Raw genomic sequence first — 16392 nt, forward strand, 5'->3', positions numbered from 1 at the left:
GCGCATCTTGAGCACCCAACCCGGAAAACACTCACATTTGGGGCGTTTGTTCAGTACGGTCGGAGCGGTGAGGTCACGATGAGCACCGGCACCACGGCCGGGCCCGAGCAGCTCATGGCGCTCGTCGACCACTTCCCCGCGGCGATCTCGCTGCGCGACCGCCAGGGGCGCTACCTGCTGGTCAACCACGAGTTCGAGCGCCAGACCGGCCGGCGGCGCGACGAGGTCGTGGGACGCACCGACCACGACCTGTTCCCGGCGCCGGTGGCCGACCAGTTGCGCGCCGACGACCTGGCGGCGCTCGAGCGCGGCGAGCCGATCCGGGTGGACGAGCGGGTCGCCGGTGGCAGCACCGTGAAGTTCCCGCTGCGGGGCGACGACGGACGGGCGTACGCGGTCGGCGGCTTCTCCCTGGACGACAGCGAGCGCAGGCGGGCCGAGGAGCTGGACGCGCTGTCCTACTCGGTCTCGCACGACCTGCGCGCGCCGCTGCGCAGCCTCGACGGCTACAGCCAGATCCTGCTCGAGGAGCACGCCGACGGCCTGAGCGAGGAGGCCCGCCGCTACCTCGAGCGCATCCAGGCCAACGTCGAGCGGATGACCCACATGTTCGACGCGCTGCTGGAGCTGTCCCGGGCCGACCGGTCGCAGCTGCGCCGGGAACCGGCCGACGTGAGCGCCCTGGCCCGCGAGGTGGCGGCCGACCTGGTCGCCTCCGGTCCGGGCCGGGACGTGCGGTTCGACATCGCCGACGGGCTGCTCGCGCACGGCGACCCGCACCTGATCCGGCTGGTGCTGCAGAACCTGCTGGGCAACGCGTACAAGTTCACCTCAAAGCGGCCCGACGCGGTGATCAGCGTGACCGCCGAGAACGACGACTTCGTGGTGCGCGACAACGGCGCCGGCTTCGACATGCGCCACGCGAACCGGATGTTCGACCCGTTCCAGCGGCTGCACCCCGCGGGCGAGTTCGGCGGCACCGGCATCGGGCTGGCCATCGTGCAGCGCATCGTCGCCCGGCACGGCGGCCGGATCGACGCCGCCGGGGAGCCGGGAGCAGGCGCGGCGATCCGGTTCAACCTCGGCGACCGGGGGCCGCGATGACGACGTCCGTGCTCGTTGTGGACGACAACGACGACGACGCCGTGCTGATCGGCCATTCCCTGACCCGGGCCGGCCTGCGGGTGCGGGTGACGCGCGAGGAGACGGCCGAGGGGGTGACCCGGGCGCTCGCCGAGGACCACGTCGATGTGGTCATCTGCGATTACAACCTTCCCTCCGTACGGGCCGAGGATGTGCTCGCCCAGGTCCGCGAGCACGACTCCGACCTCCCGTTCGTGCTGGTCTCGGGCCAGGTCGGCGAGGAGGTGGCGGTCGACCTGATGCGCGCCGGCGCCCGTGACTTCGTGCTCAAGGACAGGCTGGCCCGGCTCGCCCCCGCCGTGCAGCGCGAACTGCACGAGGCCGCCGAACGCCGCGCGCACCGCCGCTCCGAACAGGCCCTGCGGCTGCTGGCCGAGCACGCGCACGACGTGATCTTCCGGTTCCGGCTGCGCCCCGAACCCGCGATGGAGTACGTCAGCTCGGCCGTCGAGGCGATCACCGGGCACGCCCCCGAGGAGTTCTACGCCGACCCGGCCCTGATCTTCCGGCTGGTCGAGCCGGAGGACCGCCCGCTGCTGGAACGGTCGTGGCAGTCCGAGCAGCCCGGCACGCTGACGATCCGCTGGCGGCACCGCTCCGGCGGGCCGGCCTGGGTCGAGCAGCGGGCCAACGCGGTCGCCGGGCCGGACGGGCGGCCGGTCGCGGTCGAGGGGATCCTGCGCGACATCACCGAACGGGTGCGCATGGAGGAGCAGCTGCGCCAGGCCGAGCGGCTCGACTCGCTGGGCCGGCTGGCCGGCGGCATCGCCCACGACTTCAACAACATCCTGGCCGTCATCTCCGGGTACGCGGTGATGCTCACCGAGGAGCTGGGCTCCGACCACGTGCTGCACGCCGACGCCCGGGCCATCGAACAGGCGGCCGCCCGGGGCAGCGGCCTGACCCGCCAGCTGCTCATCTTCAGCGGTCTCGAACCGTCGCGCCCCGAACCCCTGGACCTGAACGCGGTCGCCACCGACATGCAGCGCCTGCTGTCGCGCACCCTGGGCGACGACATCGAGCTGACCACCATGCTGTCGCTCGACCTGCCGCCGGTCCGGATGGACCGCAACAAGCTCGAACAGGTCGTCATGAACGCCGCCATGAACGCCCGGGCCGCCATGCCCGACGGCGGCCGTCTGACCCTGACCACCGAGGTCGAGCGCACCACCGGCCAGGTCGGTCTGTCCATGACCGACACCGGCTGCGGCATGGAGGCTTCCGTCGCGGCGCGGGCGTTCGAGCCGTTCTTCACCACCAAGGGCCGGGGCCGGGGTACGGGTCTGGGCCTGGCCACCGCGTACGGCGTGGTGACCGACGCCGGCGGCACCATCTCCCTCGACTCGACCGTCGGCGCCGGCACGACCCTGCGGATCAGCCTGCCCCCGGCCGAGCTGGTCGCGCGACCGTCCACTCTGGTCCGTCGCCGTTCGCACGGCGGCAAGGTGCTGGTGGTCGAGGACGAGGACGGCGTCCGCGACATCGTCGGCCGCATCCTGCGCCGGGCCGGCTACGAGGTGGTGACCGCGGCCGACCCGGCCGAGGCACTACGCCTGTGCCGCGAGGAGAACCTGACGATGGACGTGCTGGTCACCGACATCATCATGCCCGGCATGTCGGGCACCCAGCTCGCCGCGGAACTGCGCCGTTCCCGCCCCGACCTGCCGGTGCTGTTCATGTCGGGCTACACGAGCGGCCCGGCCCCGGGCGGCCAGGAGCTGCCGGCCGACGCCCCGCTGCTGCACAAGCCGTTCCAGACCGACCACCTGCTGAGCGCGATGCACCGGGTGCTCCCGTAACCCCCATCACCTTGACGAGATAGCTAGCCGGTCGGCAAGCTAGTTGTATGCGAGCACTCCGATTCCACTCCTACGGCGATCCGGCCGACGTCCTCCAGCTCGACCAGGTGACGGCCCCCGAGCCCGGCCCCGGCCAGATCCGGATCACAGTCGAGGCCTGCGGGCTGACCCCGGCCGACTGGGCCATCTGCGGCGGCCTGCACACCGGGGTCCTGCCCCGCGGCATCGGCCTCGAGGTCTCCGGCACCGTCGATGCGATCGGCCCCGGCGTCACCGATGTCCGGCTCGGCGACCCCGTCCTCGGCCCCTCCGTCTACACCGGCCCCTCGGCCGGCGCCGCCGACCAGGCCCTGATGGCCGCCTGGTTCCCGCGACCGGCCGGGTTGGGCGCGGCGGAGGCGGCCGCACTGCCGATGGCGGTCGAGACCGCCTACCGCGGCATCGCCGCCCTGGGTGACGTCGCCGGCCGGAAGGTGCTGATCAGCGGGGCCGGCACCACGATCGGTCTCGCCGCCGCCCAGATCGCCGTGCGGCTCGGCGCCCGGGTCGTCGCCAGCGCCGGCACCACCTTCGCCGGCCTGCTGAACAAGGCCGGGGCCGAGGTCGTCGCATACGGCGAGGGCCTGGGCGAGCGGGTGACGTCCTGGGCCGGCGGACCGGTCGACCTCGTCTTCGACAGCGCGCCCGCCGGGACCATGCCGGAGCTGCTGACCACCGTCACCGACCCCACCCACATCGTCACCGCGACCGACTTCGCCGCGCTGCGGGAGTTCGGCGTGCGCAGCACCGGCATGGACATGCGCTATGACGTGCTCGGCGAACACGCCGAGCTGGCGGCCCGGGGGCAGTTCACCATGCCGGTCGCCGCCACCTACCCTCTGGAGCACTGGCGGGAACCCGTGGCGGTCAGCCGCTCGGGACAGGCCCGCGGCAAGCACGTCCTGATCCCGTAGGTCGTCCCCGAGAGAGGGTCCCGATGGACAACCGGCGCACCGACACCCGGGAGCGCATCCTCGCCGTCGCCCTGGATCTCTTCGCCGGCCAGGGCTACCAGGTCACGTCGCTGCGCGAGATCGCCGAGCGGCTCGGGGTCACCAAGGCCGCGGTGTACTTCCACTTCCGCACCAAACCGGAGATCCTCACCGCTCTCCTGCGCGGCTACGCCGACGGTGTCGCCGCGCTGGCCGCCGACGCCGCGGTCAGGCAGCCGCTGACCGCGGACGACCAGGAGGAGCTGCTGCGCCGCTACGCCGCGTTCCAGGAGCAGTGGGGTTCCGGCTTCGTCCTGCTGGTGCGTCAGAACTACGCCGAGATCCGCGACCTGCCGATCGGAGCCGAGGTCCGCGACGCCACCCGGTCGCTCGTCCAGGCGCTCGCGCCGGGGGACGCCGGGCCGGAGGAGCGCCTGCGGGTGCGGATGGCGCTGACGACGTTCCAGGTCGCCGCGTCGGCCGATGCCGAGTCGGCCGATCCCGAAGCGGCGGTCGCCGTCGCCCTGGACATCCTTCAGAGCGGCCGTCACTGACCAAGGGCGGCCGTCACTGACGAAGGCAGCCGTTATCGACGGTGGCGGCCGGGCAGGCGCACCGGCGTCCGCCGGGTCTCGCCCTCCGGGGTCACGGTCAGCAACAGCATCAGGGCCACCCCCAGGGCCAGCAGCGCGCCACCGGTCAGGGCCATCCGGGCCGCCGCGGGACCGGTCACCGGAACGGTGCCGGGTGCGTCCGGAGAGTCGGCCGGGACAACCACTGTGGACGGGGCGGCGGCCCGGGCCGGGCGGCCCATCGACTCCACGTCACCGGTCACGATGGCCTCGCTGGTGCGTTCGCCGGCCGCGAGGTCCGCGGCCGTCAGGTGGTAGGGCGCCGACACACAGGTCGCGCGGGCACCGGGCGCCAGCCGGGCCGGGGTGCAGGTCACGGCGGCGGGCAGGCCCGTGACCCGGACGTTGACCAGGGTGACGTTGCCGGTGTTGGTGACCTGGAACGTGGACACCACGTCGTCGGCCACACCCAGCCGGCCGTCGCCGTCGCGGTCCGTCCAGGTGGCTGTCTGGACCGCGGTCACCCGGGGGCGCGGGGCCGCGACGGGCACCGTGGCCGCCGCCGGGCCGAAGGTGAACGCACGCCCCGACCACGTCGCGGTCGCGGAGGCCTGGAACGACAGCGGTTGGTTGCGGTCGACATCGGCCTGGGTCACGGCGTAGGCCGCGGGCACGGGACAGGTGACCACCGCGCCGGGGCGGAGAGCCGGGACCGGGCAGGTCGCCGATGACACGGTCAGGGCGGTCATCGAGACGTTGCCGGTGTTGGTGACGCGGTAGGCGACGGCGATCGAGTCGGCGGCCGTCACGCCCGACCGGTGCGCGGCGGGAGTGACCGTGGTCGCGGCCACGATCTGCAGGGTGGGCGCCGGCCGCTCGAGCGGGGTGGCGACCGTGAACGGGCCGAAGGCGAGCGCCCCGGCGGTGGCCCGGACCGATTCGATCAGCGGGCCGCCCGCGTCCAGGTCGGGCTGGCCGACGGTCACCTCGCGCAGGCCCGTGCAGGTCATCGTCGCGCGGACGGCCAGGGTGGCGGCGGGGCAGCGGGCCACTCCGGATCGGGTCGCGGTGACGACGATTCCGGTCAGCGCACGGTTCCCGGTGTTCGCGACCGCGAAGGTGTACGCGACGGTGTCTCCGGGCTGGGCCGCATACTGGTGGGCGGCCGGGGTCACGGTGGCGGTCGCCAGCACCGACAGGCCGGGGGCGGGCGCGAGCACGGCGACGCCGGCCGTGGCCGGGCCGAAGGTCACCGTCGCGCCGCCGGGGAGCCGCCCCGAGACGTAGGCCTCGGTGGTGATCGCCTCGCCGTCGTCGATGTCCTGGGCCGTGACCGTGTAGGAACGCGGCGACGTGCACCGGGTGGACGCGCCGGGAGTCAGCGTGGTCGCGTCGCAGGCGGCCGCGCCCAGGGTGTCGTCGTCGACGGCGACGCCGCGCATGGTGACCAGGCCGGCGTTGACGACCCGGTAGCTGTAGCCGATGGTGTCGCCGGCCTCGACCGCGGCGCTGTGCGAGGCCGGGGCCACGACCGGCGTCACGGTGAGGGTCAGCGAGCCCCGGGCCGAGGCGAGGGGCAGACCGGTCGTCGCGGAGTCGAGCACGGTGGTCCCGGCCCGCACCCGGGCGGTGAGCGCGATCGAGCCGCCGGTGTCCACGTCGTCCTGGGTGACCGTGTAGGCCGCGCCGGCCGTGCACGCCATCGTGGCGCCGACCGCGACCGTGGCCGACGGGCACGAGGCGGTGCCGAAGCGGGAGTCGGTCACGGTGACCGTGCGCGCGGTGACGTTGCCGGTGTTGCGCACCGTGTAGGCGTACGCGATCCGGTCGCCCAGCGTGAGCCCGCTCGCGTGGCTGCTGGGCGTCACGGTCGGCGTGACCGCGATGCTCATCGCCCGCGCCGCGGCCACAACCGGCACCGGGTCGTAGCCCTCGGCCGTCACGACCGCGCTGCCGGGCGCGACACCCTGACCGATGACCACCGCGTCGTCCTCGATGTTCACGCCCGCGTCGACGTCGTCCTGGGTGACCGCGTAGCCGCCGTCCGACGTACAGGTCATCGTGGCGCCGACCGCCACCGTGGGCGCCGGGCAGTCGATGACGTCGATCAGTTCGTCGGTGACGTCGATCTGCCCGACGGTCACATTGCCGACGTTGGTCACCGCGTAGTCGTAGCCGATCACGTCGCCGGCCCCGGCCGGCGCCGAACGGTCGGCGGTGACCAGCATCTCGAGCGCCGGGACGGGCGCGGCCACGGAGATGTCGGCGTGGAAGGGCCCGTACGTCGAGGCGGTTGTCAGGCCGGCGGGCCGGGCGCTGACGGTGACGGCGTCGCTGACCGGACCGCCCACGTCGAGGTCGGACTGGGTGACGACGTAGCCGGACGCCGCCGTGCAGATCATCGAGGCGCCGATGGCCAGCGTCGTGGCCGGGCACGAGATGCCGCTCGCCCGGGTGTCGGTGAGGCCGATGAACTCCATGGCCACGTTGCCGTTGTTGACGATCTCGTACGCGTAGTCGATGCGGTCCCCCACCGCGGCCGCGTTCTGCCGACCGGCCGTGCTGACCGTCGGCCACACCACGACGACCAGCGACGGGTGGGCCGCCGCGACCGGGTTCTTGGCGGTCACTTTGGCGTACTGCACCGGACCGGTGGTGGCCGAGTTCTCCGCGTCGGCCGTCACCACGTCCGCGATCGGCTGCCCGGCGGTGACGTCGGCCGAGGTCACCTGATAGCTGCCGGCCGGGCAGGTGGTCACGGCGCCGGGCGCCAGCACGGTCGTGCCGCAGGTGCCGGGCCCGCCACGGGAGCCGGACACGACGAGCTGGCTCATCGGCAGGTTGCCGGTGTTCGTGACGCGGTACGTGTACGTGATGGTGTCGCCCGCACCCGCACCGGAGGCCGACCCGGGCGCGACCGTGGTGGTGACCTCGAGCCCGAGCGAGGGCGCGGCCGCCGCGACCGTGACCGTGGCCGAGTCGCTGTCGTTCGAGGAGCCGCTGTCGGTGCTCGCCGAGGAGACGATCTGGGTGGTGGCGGTGTGGCTGCCGGCCGACTGGGCCTGACCGGCCAGGTCGAGCCGCTCGGTGGCCGCCACGGCGAGCGAGCCGAGCGTCCAGGTGCGCGCCGTGGGGTCGTACGCGCCGGAAGTGGGTGTTCCCGTGGTCAGCGTGAGGCCGCCGGACGTGTCCTCGCGCATCACCACCGACGCCGCGTCGGAGGGGCCGAGGTTCTCCACGGTGGCGCGGAAGGCGACCGGTCCCGTCTGCACGGCCGTGGGCGTCGACGTCGTCATGGTGACGCGCAGGTCGGCGCGGTGCTCGACCGTGGCGGTGGTGGTCACGCTGTCGTTGGCCGGGTCCGGGTCGGGGGCGGAGGACGACACCGACGCCGTACGGGCGAAGGTTGTGCCCTGATATCCCGGTGGCAGGGGCACGTCGGCGAACGTGATCGTCCACGTCGCCGAACCGGCCAGCGACGCGACCGTGCACAGGTAAATGCCACCGTCCGGGGTCACCGAGCCAGGGCTGCCGGTGCCCTGGAACGTGCAGGAACCACCGCCCGAGATCGTCGCGACCGGAATCGTGCGGCCGGCCGGGACGGGTTGCCGCAACGACACGCCGTCGGCGCGGGTCGGGCCGTTGTTGGTGACGGTCACGACGCCGCGGACGGTGCGCCCGGCCACCAGGGTCGGCGAGCCGCCGGAGTCGGTGAGGCTCTGGGTGACGGCGAGGTCGGCCCGCAGCAGGATCGTGAACGTGACGGTGTCGGTGTCGTTGGCCGGGTTGTTGTCGGTGGTCGGCGAGATGACCGTCGTGCTGCCCTGCTGCACCCCGGCCGCCGCGTCGGCCTCGACCCGGGTGGTGCCGGGAATGGTCACGACCTGCCCCGGGGCCAGTCCCGGGAAGGTGCAGGCGGTGGCGGTGCAGTACGGGCTGCTGGGCCGGATCACCGTGATGCCGGGCGGCACGACCGTGTTGAACGAGACGTTGGTCGCCGTGGACGGACCGTGGTTGGTCACCACCAGCGTGAACGGCACGGTGTCGCCGGGCTGGGCCGAGCTCGCGCCGAGGGTGAGGCTCACCCCGACGTCGGCGACCGAGGTCCCGGACGACTGCACCGACCTGTTGTTGTTGCCCACCACCGGGTCGGGCGTGGACGCACTGACCGAGACGGCGTTGTTGATCGCCCCGGAGCCGCCCGGATCGAGCTGCACGACGATCGTGACCGCCTGCGTCGCGCCCGGGTTCAGGTCGGGCAGCGTGCACTCGACGGTCCGGGTCGAGCTGAACGAGCAGGAACCGCCCGGGGTGGAGGCGCTGACGAAGGTCGAGCCGGTGGCGACCGGGTCGGTGAGCACCACCGTACGGGCGGTGGACGGCCCGGAGTTGGCGACGGTGGCCGTGTAGGTCACCGTGCCGCCGGCCACCGGGGTCGACGGCGTGTACGTCAGCGCGACATCGAGGTCGGCCTGGGTCGCGACCGTGGCACTGATCGACGTCGCGTTGTCGGCCTGATTGAGCTCGTACGTGCCGCTCGCGACCGAAGCGGTGAGCGTGGCCTGGGCGCCCGGGGTGGCGGCAGCGGGAACGTCACCCGACACGGCCACGGTCGCCGTGCCCGAGGTGGTGAGCGATCCGACGTCGCAGACGGCCGTCGAGCCGGAGACCGTGCAGGTGCCCTGCGGCGTGGTCGCGGAGACGTTGGTGATGCCGGCCGGGGCGGTAGCGGTGACCTGCACGGCGCCCGCGGAATTGGGCCCGCCGTTGGTGACCGTCAAGTTCGTGGTGGCCCGGCGGCCCGCGACCACGCCCGGCGCCGCGACCGTGCCCGAGACCGCCAGGTCGGCCGCCGCGGCGACGACGGTCGAGGCCGGGTCGGAGGTGGCGGTGGGCCGGGTGCCGGCCAGGTCGTCGGTATAGGTGGCGGCCGAGTCGTTGCCGACCGTCGTGGCGGCCACGGCCGAGGTCACCCGGGCCTGGTAGCTGAACGAACGGCTCTCCCCGACCGGGATCGTGCCGCCGCTCGACGAGCCCGCGCCGGATCCGGTCCGGACGCTGACCGTACGCGTCGAGGCCGCATATTCGCCGGTGTCGCTGTCGGCCGCGTCGCTGACCGTGGTGGTGGCCGAGCCGTTGATCGAGCGGATCGAGCCGGGCACGAAGGTCAGGCCGGTCGGCAGGTCGTCGCTGAGCACGCTGAGCTGCGCCGGGTTGCCACCGTCGTTACGAGCGGTCACGGTGTACGTCACCACATCGCCCACGGTGGCCATGGCCTGCGAGACCGTGGTCGTCGTGAACAGGCAGGCCGAGGTGCCGAACGAGATCCCGTCGAGGAAGTTGCCGTGGGTCGGCATGTTCTGCGCCGCCGAGATCGACTCGAACGCGAAGCGGGTGTTCGTCTGCCCCGCGGGCACGGTATAGTTGCCGCCGTAGGTGCCCCAGGCCTGCCCGTCCGAGATCGTCCGCTGCCGCACCTGCACACCGCTCGCCGGCCCGATGTTGACCGCCATGACGTCGGTGCCGAGGCGGCCGCGGTGCCTGAGCTGCCAGCGCAGCACCTGCCCGGGTGTGGTGGCGACGTCCTGATAGAGGGTGGACACGTAGTTGGCGTTGAGCTCGACGAACTGCTCGCGGGAGCCGGCGTCGACGCCCTGGCGGACCTGCCGCCACAGCTCGAAGACCTTGTCGGGCGCGGTTGTCTTCCAGCCCGGCATGTTCGTCTCGTTGATCAGCGACATCGAGGCCGCGTTGATGACCGGCAGCTCGAAGTCGCCGTTGACCAGGGCGACCGGCGTGGGACAGGCGGTGGCCGCGGTCGCCACCGGCCCCGCGCCCGGGAGGGCCGCCGGCAGGAGCAGGCACATCCCGGTGAGCACGGCCACGGCCGCGACGCGGGCGAGCAGGCCGCGCCATGGTCGGATCCGCCGGGCAAAGCTCACCCCAGGAAGTTATGCCGGAAAAGGTGAGCTTACGTCGCTTTTGCGGTTATTCCTGTGCCGGGTGCTCACCCGACGGCCGTATGCGAGAGAAGCCGGCCGGAGCTCCCCGACCCCGGCCGGCCGTCTCGTCACAGGCCGATGTTCGCCTGCGGTCCGGCGTACGTCTTGAGCAGGCTCGGGACGTCGGCGGCGGGGTCGAGGGTGTACGAGTAGAAGCTGCTCGGCGTGAAGGCGGAACCGTTGGTCTGCTGCTTGCCCGAACTGTTCACGACGATGCTGCCGCTCTGCTTGAGCTGGGCGGCCGAGGTGTCGTTGTAGTACGGGTTCTTCACGTTGTCGAAGTAGCTGTTCTCGAGCACCAGCTTGGTGCTGCCGCGCGAGAGATTCCCGTACGACGTGATGTTCTGCAGATAGTTGTTGTAGAGGTGCGCGTAGGCGACGTTGTCGACGCTGGGGTTGCGCTGGTTGGTGTCGTGCAGCCAGTTGTGGTGGATCGTCATCCGCGCGGTCACGTTGTCGGTCCAGCCGATGCCGAACGACTTGTTGTTGTTCGACAGCACGTTCCACGACACGGTCAGATAGGTCGTGTCCTTGCGGCTGTCGATCGAGCCGTCGTTCATGCGCGTGATGGTGTTGTGGTCGATCCAGATGTGGTCGGCCGTGTCCATCTGGATGCCGTCGTAGTCGTAGACCTTGTCGTCCGGGTCGTCGTCGGTCATCGCGGTGTCACGGATGGTCAGGTTGCGGATGATGACGTTGCGTACGCCCTCGCCCAGGAAGAAGCCGCCGCCAACGATGTGCCCGCTCGTGCCGACGCCCACGATCGTCTTGTTCGACTTGACCTTGAGCTCGGTTCCCTTGGGCGTGACGGTGATGGCGCCGGAGACCCTGATGACGTACGGCTCGGTCGCCGTGACGTACTTGGTGAGGTCGGCCAGGTTGCTGACCGTGACCGTGGTGCCGCCGGCGCCGCCGGTCGTGCCGCCGCCCGTGGCCGCGAAGCCGTCGGGGGCGTTCGGCCAGGTTCTTTGATTGGTGGCCGCCGTATTGAACGCCCACTGCTTGTTGCTGTTCGCGGTGCACGTTTCCTGGATGATCGCCGCACCCGAAGCGGTCGACGCGTCCTTGTCGCTGATGCACAAGCCGTTGCCGACGTTGATGATCTGGAAGGTGCCCGAGCCGCTGGCCGCGAACCGCCACTGCTGGTTGGTCTGCCCGCTCGCGCAACCCCACTGCTGCAACTGCACGCCGCTGGTCGTGCTCGCCCCCGGGACGTCGATGCACTTGCCACTGCTGACGTTCTGCAACAGATAGTTCGAGCCGGCGGCGACCACCTTGAACTGCTGCCAGTTGGCGCCGTCCGTGCAGCCCCACTGCTGGAGCAGCGCACCGTTGGCGCTGCTCGCACCGGGCACGTCGATGCACTTCCCGCTCTTGGTGACGGCCAGGTAATAGGTGCCACCGGCGGCCGGGGTCACCGCCGCGTCCGAGGGCAGCACGGAGATACCGATGAGGGCGGCAATGGTGGTCGTCACCAGCGCCGCGATGCTGATTTTCTTCACGGGTCTCCTTCAGCCGACCGGGTTCCAGCCGTCACTGCCGGCCAGATATTTCTGCGGGGTGTAATTGGCGGCCTGCGAGTCGCTGAGCTGCGGCCGGTTGCTGTTCGTGCCGGCGCCGGAGCCGGTGTTCTTGTACTCGAGGAAGCGCGCGTTCTGCCACGTGTTGCCGGACATGTCGGTCCACGGCTGGGCGGTCTTGATCGTGGCGCTCAGGCTCGACTCGCGGTAAAGAACCTGGGCGTTCGGGCGCCAGGGACGGCCGAGTTGCGTGACGTTGTTCGCCGCGCCGGTGATCGTGCATTTGTAGAAGAGCAGCCCGTACGTCTTGGCGGCATCGGTGCTGGCCGCGGTGATCGGTCCGCCGCTGCTGCGCTTCTCGTAGACCGAGGTGTTGTGGAAGACGGTGGTGGCCCCGCCGAAGATGAAGTCGACCGTGCCCTCCACGTACGAGTTCTTGACGTACGACCGGTTGTTGTTGACCAGGAACGTGTCCTGGTTGCCGAGGAACCGCACGTTGTCGAAGACGGACCGGTCGGCGTTCAGATTCACGGCGACGGCCTGGCTGCCCTCGCCGTAGTCGTTGCTGAACGTCAGGTTCGTCGCGGCGAAGTCGTGCCCGTCGAGGAACGCGGTGGCGCTGCCCGAGGTGCCGTAACCGCCGGCCGAGCTGTGGTTGTTGACGATCACGGTCTGGCTCGCGCTGCCGCCGAGACCCTGGAGCGTCACGTACGGCTTGTTCGACGGCACGGTGACGATCTCGCGATACGTGCCCGCCTTGATCGTGATGACGCGCCGCGTGGTGTTGTTCGCCGGGACGGCGTCGATGGCGGCCTGGACGGTCGTGTACTGACCGGTGCCGTCCTTGGCCACCGTGGCCGGGCCCGTGCTGCCGACCGGCGTGAACGCCCATTGCTTGTTGGAGTTGGCGGTGCACGTCTCCTGGATGATCGCGGCGCCGGACGAGGTGGAGGCGTCCTTGTCGCTGACACACAGGCCGTTGCCGACGTTGATGATCTGGAACGTGTCGGTGCCGCTGGCGGCCAGCCGCCACTGCTGGTTGGTCTGCGCGCTCGCGCAGCCCCACTGCTGCAGCTGCACGCCGCTGGTCGTGCTCGCGCCGGGCACGTCGACACACTTGCCGCTGCTGACGTTCTGCAGCAGGTAGTTCGAACCGGCGGCGACCAGCTTGAACTGCTGCCAGGCGGCGCCGCTGGTGCAGCCCCACTGCTGGAGCAGGGCGCCGTTGGCGGACGAGGCACCGGGGACGTCGATGCACATGCCGCTCTTGGTCACCTTGAGCTGATAGGTGCCGCCGGCCGCGGGCAGGGTCGCCGCAATGGACGGCAGGACACTCACGACGATCGCGGCGGTGGGGACCGCGATCGTCAGGGCGGCGACGAGGAGGCGCCTTCTGAGGGGTGATCGGGACAACCTCTTGTCCTCTCACTGGAGTCACCCGAGACGCGGGACGATCGTCTCGGATTGTGGGAGCGCTCCCGAAAGGTCACGCTGTGCTGTCGCCGACGCGGGGAAACGGCGGCACCCTGGTAGATGCGCTGACCGGCCGACGACAACAGAAATCGCCGAACTTTCTTCTCTTTACAGCTCCGAGCGCCCGTGTCAGCATCGGGCCGGCCATTTCGGGCGCGTATCCGATGGATGATCTTAGATGTGAGCCCGGGAGGCGGACGTGACCCAGAGTAAGATCGCTTGGGATGTCACGCGTCTCGTCCACAAGGCCCAGAGCGGCGACCTCGCGGCCCGTGACACGCTCATCGCCGAGCACCTGCCGCTCATCTACAACATCGTCGGACGCGCCCTCGACGGCCACCCCGACGTCGACGACCTCGTGCAGGAGACGATGCTGCGGGCCGTCCGCGGCCTCGACGGACTCCGCGAACCCGAGCGCTTCCGGTCCTGGCTGATCGCCATCGCGTACCGGCAGATCCACCTGCACCTGCGGGCGCGCCGCACCACCCGGGTGCGGCCCCTGCCGTCCCCGCTCGACGTGCCCGACCCCGGCGCCGACTTCGCCGAACGCGCCACCGCCGAACTGGTCGTCGCCGACCAGCGGCGCGAACTGATCGAGGCCACGAGGTGGCTGGACGATCAGGACCGGCGGCTGCTCGGTCTGTGGTGGCAGGAGGCGGCGGGCGAGCTGACCCGCACCGAGCTGGCCGCCGCGCTCGAGGTCCAGCCCAAACACGCGGCCGTGCGCGTCCAGCGGATGAAGGCGCAGCTCGACGCGGCCCGGGGCGTGGTGCGGGCGTTGCGCGCGCGACCCCGCTGCCCGGCGCTGATCACGCAGGTGAAGCGGTGGGACGGGGTTGCCGACCCGCTCTGGCGTAAACGGCTGGTCCGCCACGTACGGGAATGTCCGCAGTGCACCCTCGGCGCGCACGGCCTGGTCGCCCCCGAGGAGCTGCTGCTCGGGATCGCCGCGCTGCCGGTGCCGGCCGCCCTCGCCGCCGGCATCCTCACGTCGGCCAAGACCACGTCGACGTTCCTCTCCCACAAGCTGCTCGCCGTCGCGGCCGCGGCATCGGTGGCGGTCGGCGGCGGCATCGTCTACGCCGTCCACCAGTCGCCGCTGGAGGAACGGGAGATCGCGGTGGCGCCGCCGCCGGCCGTGGTGCGGCCCTCGGCGCCGGGAACCGTCGTCCGCAGCCGGGCCGCGGCCGCCCCACGACCCGCGGTGATCGGCACGGGTGTGCAGCGGGCCGACCTGTACGTGGCGCCCTCCGGATCGGACCGCGCGGGGAACGGGTCGGTCGGGAAGCCGTACGGGACGCTCGAAAAGGCTGTCTCCCAGGTGAAACCCGGGCAGACGATCGCGATGCGGGGCGGCGTGTACCGGCTGACCTCCGAGATCGAGATCGCCGTCGACGGGACGGCGTCGCGGCGAATCACGGTGAGCAACTACCGCGACGAGCGGCCGGTGATCGACGCCGCCGCCCTGCCCGCCACCGACTGGGCCATCGACCAGACGTCGTCGTACTGGACCGTGCGGGGTCTGGAGATCAGGAACGCGCCCAGCCATGCGTACGTGTGCTCGGGCTGCCATTCGAACGTGTTCCAGCGGCTCACCCTGCGCGACAACGTGCGGGCCGGGATGATGCTGCGCGACCCCGGCACGACCGGCAACCAGGTGCTCGACAGCGATTTCACCGGCTCCGACGGGATCGGGCTGGGCGTCCAGTTCGGCTCGGGCGCGGGCAACGTGGTGCGTGGCAACCGTTTCGCGGGCAACGGCGAGTCCGGGCTGGACCTGAAGTTCGACAGTCCCGTGCTGGTCGAGCACAACTGGTCGTACGACAACGGCGGCAACGGTTTTGTCCTGACCGGCGCCCCCGCGTCGCACCGGCTGAGGCACAATGCGGCTTGGAACAACGGCAACCACGGTTTCACCGACGACGGCGGCGCCACCCTTGGCCTGACCCTGACCAACAACACGGCTTTCCGGAACCGCGGGTCGGGTTTCGCCCTACCCGGCGGCGAGGCGACCCTGCGGGCGAACGTCGCCGTGGCCAATGCGGGCGATCCGGCCGGCTTGGCGGCGGGCTCGGTCGCGTCGGGCAACAGTTGGCAGATCGGGGGTTGGTCGGTGTCGCGGTTCCGGTCGGTCTCGCCGTCGGTCGCCGAGGGTTCCCGTACGCCCGCGGGGCGCCTGCCGAGCACAGACTTCCTGGTCACGGGCTCAAATCTCGGCGCCTCGATGAAGTCGGGGTCCTGATTCCGTACGGCTGGCGTGGTTGCTCTGGACGTGGGGCCGACGGTTGCTCTCGGCCCGCGCGGCTTGCACGGTCGCTCTCACGTGCCGCCGGCGCGATTGTTCCCGGCCACGCAGCCTGCGCGGTCGCTCTCGCGTGACGGCGGCACAGGCAGTTCTCGGCACACGGCTTGCGCGCGGCTGCTCTTGCACGACGCCGGCGCGATCGTTCTCGGCACGGCTCGGCCTTGTTGATCACGCGTGGAGATCAACAACAGGGCCCGCCCTCCACCGGGGGTCCCCCGCCACCAGCCATTTTACCGAGCTGAACAGATCTTCGGAGCCGCCCGGTGCCCGCCCTGTGGACAGCCGAGAACTGTGGATAACTCCGCGGATCATGCGTGGATACAGCGAAGGCCCGGTCACTTGGACCGAGCCTTTGCGTGCCGTGCGATGTTGGGGTGATCGACGGGACTTGAACCCGCGACCCCCTGGACCACAACCAGGTGCTCTACCAGCTGAGCTACGACCACCATCGCGCACGAGGACGCATCCCCGTGGTGCTGGACAATCATAGCCGCATCACGGCGGGGCCTGTCGAGCGGGTTCCCGGCTCGGTCGGGTGACGCTGTTTACACGCGGACCCGGAGCTCAGCGGCTGCTCATGCGCGACGGCACCCGACAGCAGTGCCTC

The 16392-nt window shown here is 71.3% G+C and carries 8 protein-coding genes and 1 tRNA gene; 5 read left to right on the forward strand and 4 right to left on the reverse strand.

All coding sequences use genetic code 11. The features are described from left to right. Positions 1-78 precede the first annotated feature (78 nt). From JIG36_RS24990 to JIG36_RS25005, 4 genes are read left to right on the forward strand one after another with little or no spacing between them, the layout of a single operon-like run. Positions 79-1104, forward strand: coding sequence for a PAS domain-containing sensor histidine kinase (locus JIG36_RS24990; RefSeq protein ID WP_203378830.1), 1026 nt, complete (start codon positions 79-81; stop codon positions 1102-1104). Continuing rightward, positions 1101-2942 carry a PAS domain-containing hybrid sensor histidine kinase/response regulator gene (locus tag JIG36_RS24995; RefSeq protein ID WP_203378831.1) on the forward strand — a complete coding sequence of 614 codons (1842 nt, stop codon included), beginning with the start codon at positions 1101-1103 and terminating at the stop codon, positions 2940-2942. Before JIG36_RS24990 ends, JIG36_RS24995 begins: the two co-directional genes overlap by 4 nt. Positions 2943-2989: 47 nt before the next feature. Next, positions 2990-3895, forward strand: a complete 906-nt coding sequence (locus JIG36_RS25000; protein WP_203378832.1) for an NADP-dependent oxidoreductase — start codon at positions 2990-2992, stop codon at positions 3893-3895. 23 nt (positions 3896-3918) lie between these two features. After that, positions 3919-4467, forward strand: coding sequence for a TetR/AcrR family transcriptional regulator (locus tag JIG36_RS25005; RefSeq protein WP_203378833.1), 549 nt, complete (start codon positions 3919-3921; stop codon positions 4465-4467). A 32-nt stretch (positions 4468-4499) separates the two neighbouring features. Here JIG36_RS25005 and JIG36_RS25010 read toward each other — a convergent pair whose 3' ends face one another. The 3 genes from JIG36_RS25010 to JIG36_RS25020 form a co-directional block, all read right to left on the reverse strand. Continuing rightward, a complete protein-coding gene (locus JIG36_RS25010; protein ID WP_203378834.1) occupies positions 4500-10427 on the reverse strand; it encodes a CLIPPER-2 domain-containing protein in 5928 nt (1975 codons plus the stop codon). 128 nt (positions 10428-10555) lie between these two features. Then, complete coding sequence (locus JIG36_RS25015; RefSeq protein ID WP_203378835.1) at positions 10556-11989, reverse strand: RICIN domain-containing protein; 1434 nt, start codon at positions 11987-11989, stop codon at positions 10556-10558. A gap of 9 nt (positions 11990-11998) precedes the next feature. Next, positions 11999-13420: a pectinesterase family protein gene (locus JIG36_RS25020; protein WP_203378836.1), complete on the reverse strand. Its 1422-nt coding sequence runs from the start codon at positions 13418-13420 to the stop codon at positions 11999-12001. A gap of 259 nt (positions 13421-13679) precedes the next feature. Between JIG36_RS25020 and JIG36_RS54190 the strand changes: the two genes are divergently transcribed. Next, positions 13680-15722, forward strand: a complete 2043-nt coding sequence (locus JIG36_RS54190; RefSeq protein WP_307872906.1) for a sigma-70 family RNA polymerase sigma factor — start codon at positions 13680-13682, stop codon at positions 15720-15722. 433 nt (positions 15723-16155) lie between these two features. Here the strand turns inward: JIG36_RS54190 and JIG36_RS25030 are convergent. Beyond that, positions 16156-16231, reverse strand: a tRNA-His gene (locus tag JIG36_RS25030). Positions 16232-16392 lie beyond the last annotated feature (161 nt).

The sequence above is a fragment of the Paractinoplanes ovalisporus genome, from assembly GCF_016834655.1.
Taxonomy (GTDB): Bacteria; Actinomycetota; Actinomycetes; order Mycobacteriales; family Micromonosporaceae; genus Actinoplanes; species Actinoplanes ovalisporus.

Excerpts from the sequence above, each read along its gene's own strand:
- JIG36_RS24990 (WP_203378830.1), top strand. The coding sequence starts at position 79 with ATGAGCACCGGCACCACGGCCGGGCCCGAGCAGCTCATGGCGCTCGTC.
- JIG36_RS24995 (WP_203378831.1), top strand. The coding sequence starts at position 1,101 with ATGACGACGTCCGTGCTCGTTGTGGACGACAACGACGACGACGCCGTG.
- JIG36_RS25000 (WP_203378832.1), top strand. The coding sequence starts at position 2,990 with ATGCGAGCACTCCGATTCCACTCCTACGGCGATCCGGCCGACGTCCTC.
- JIG36_RS25005 (WP_203378833.1), top strand. The coding sequence starts at position 3,919 with ATGGACAACCGGCGCACCGACACCCGGGAGCGCATCCTCGCCGTCGCC.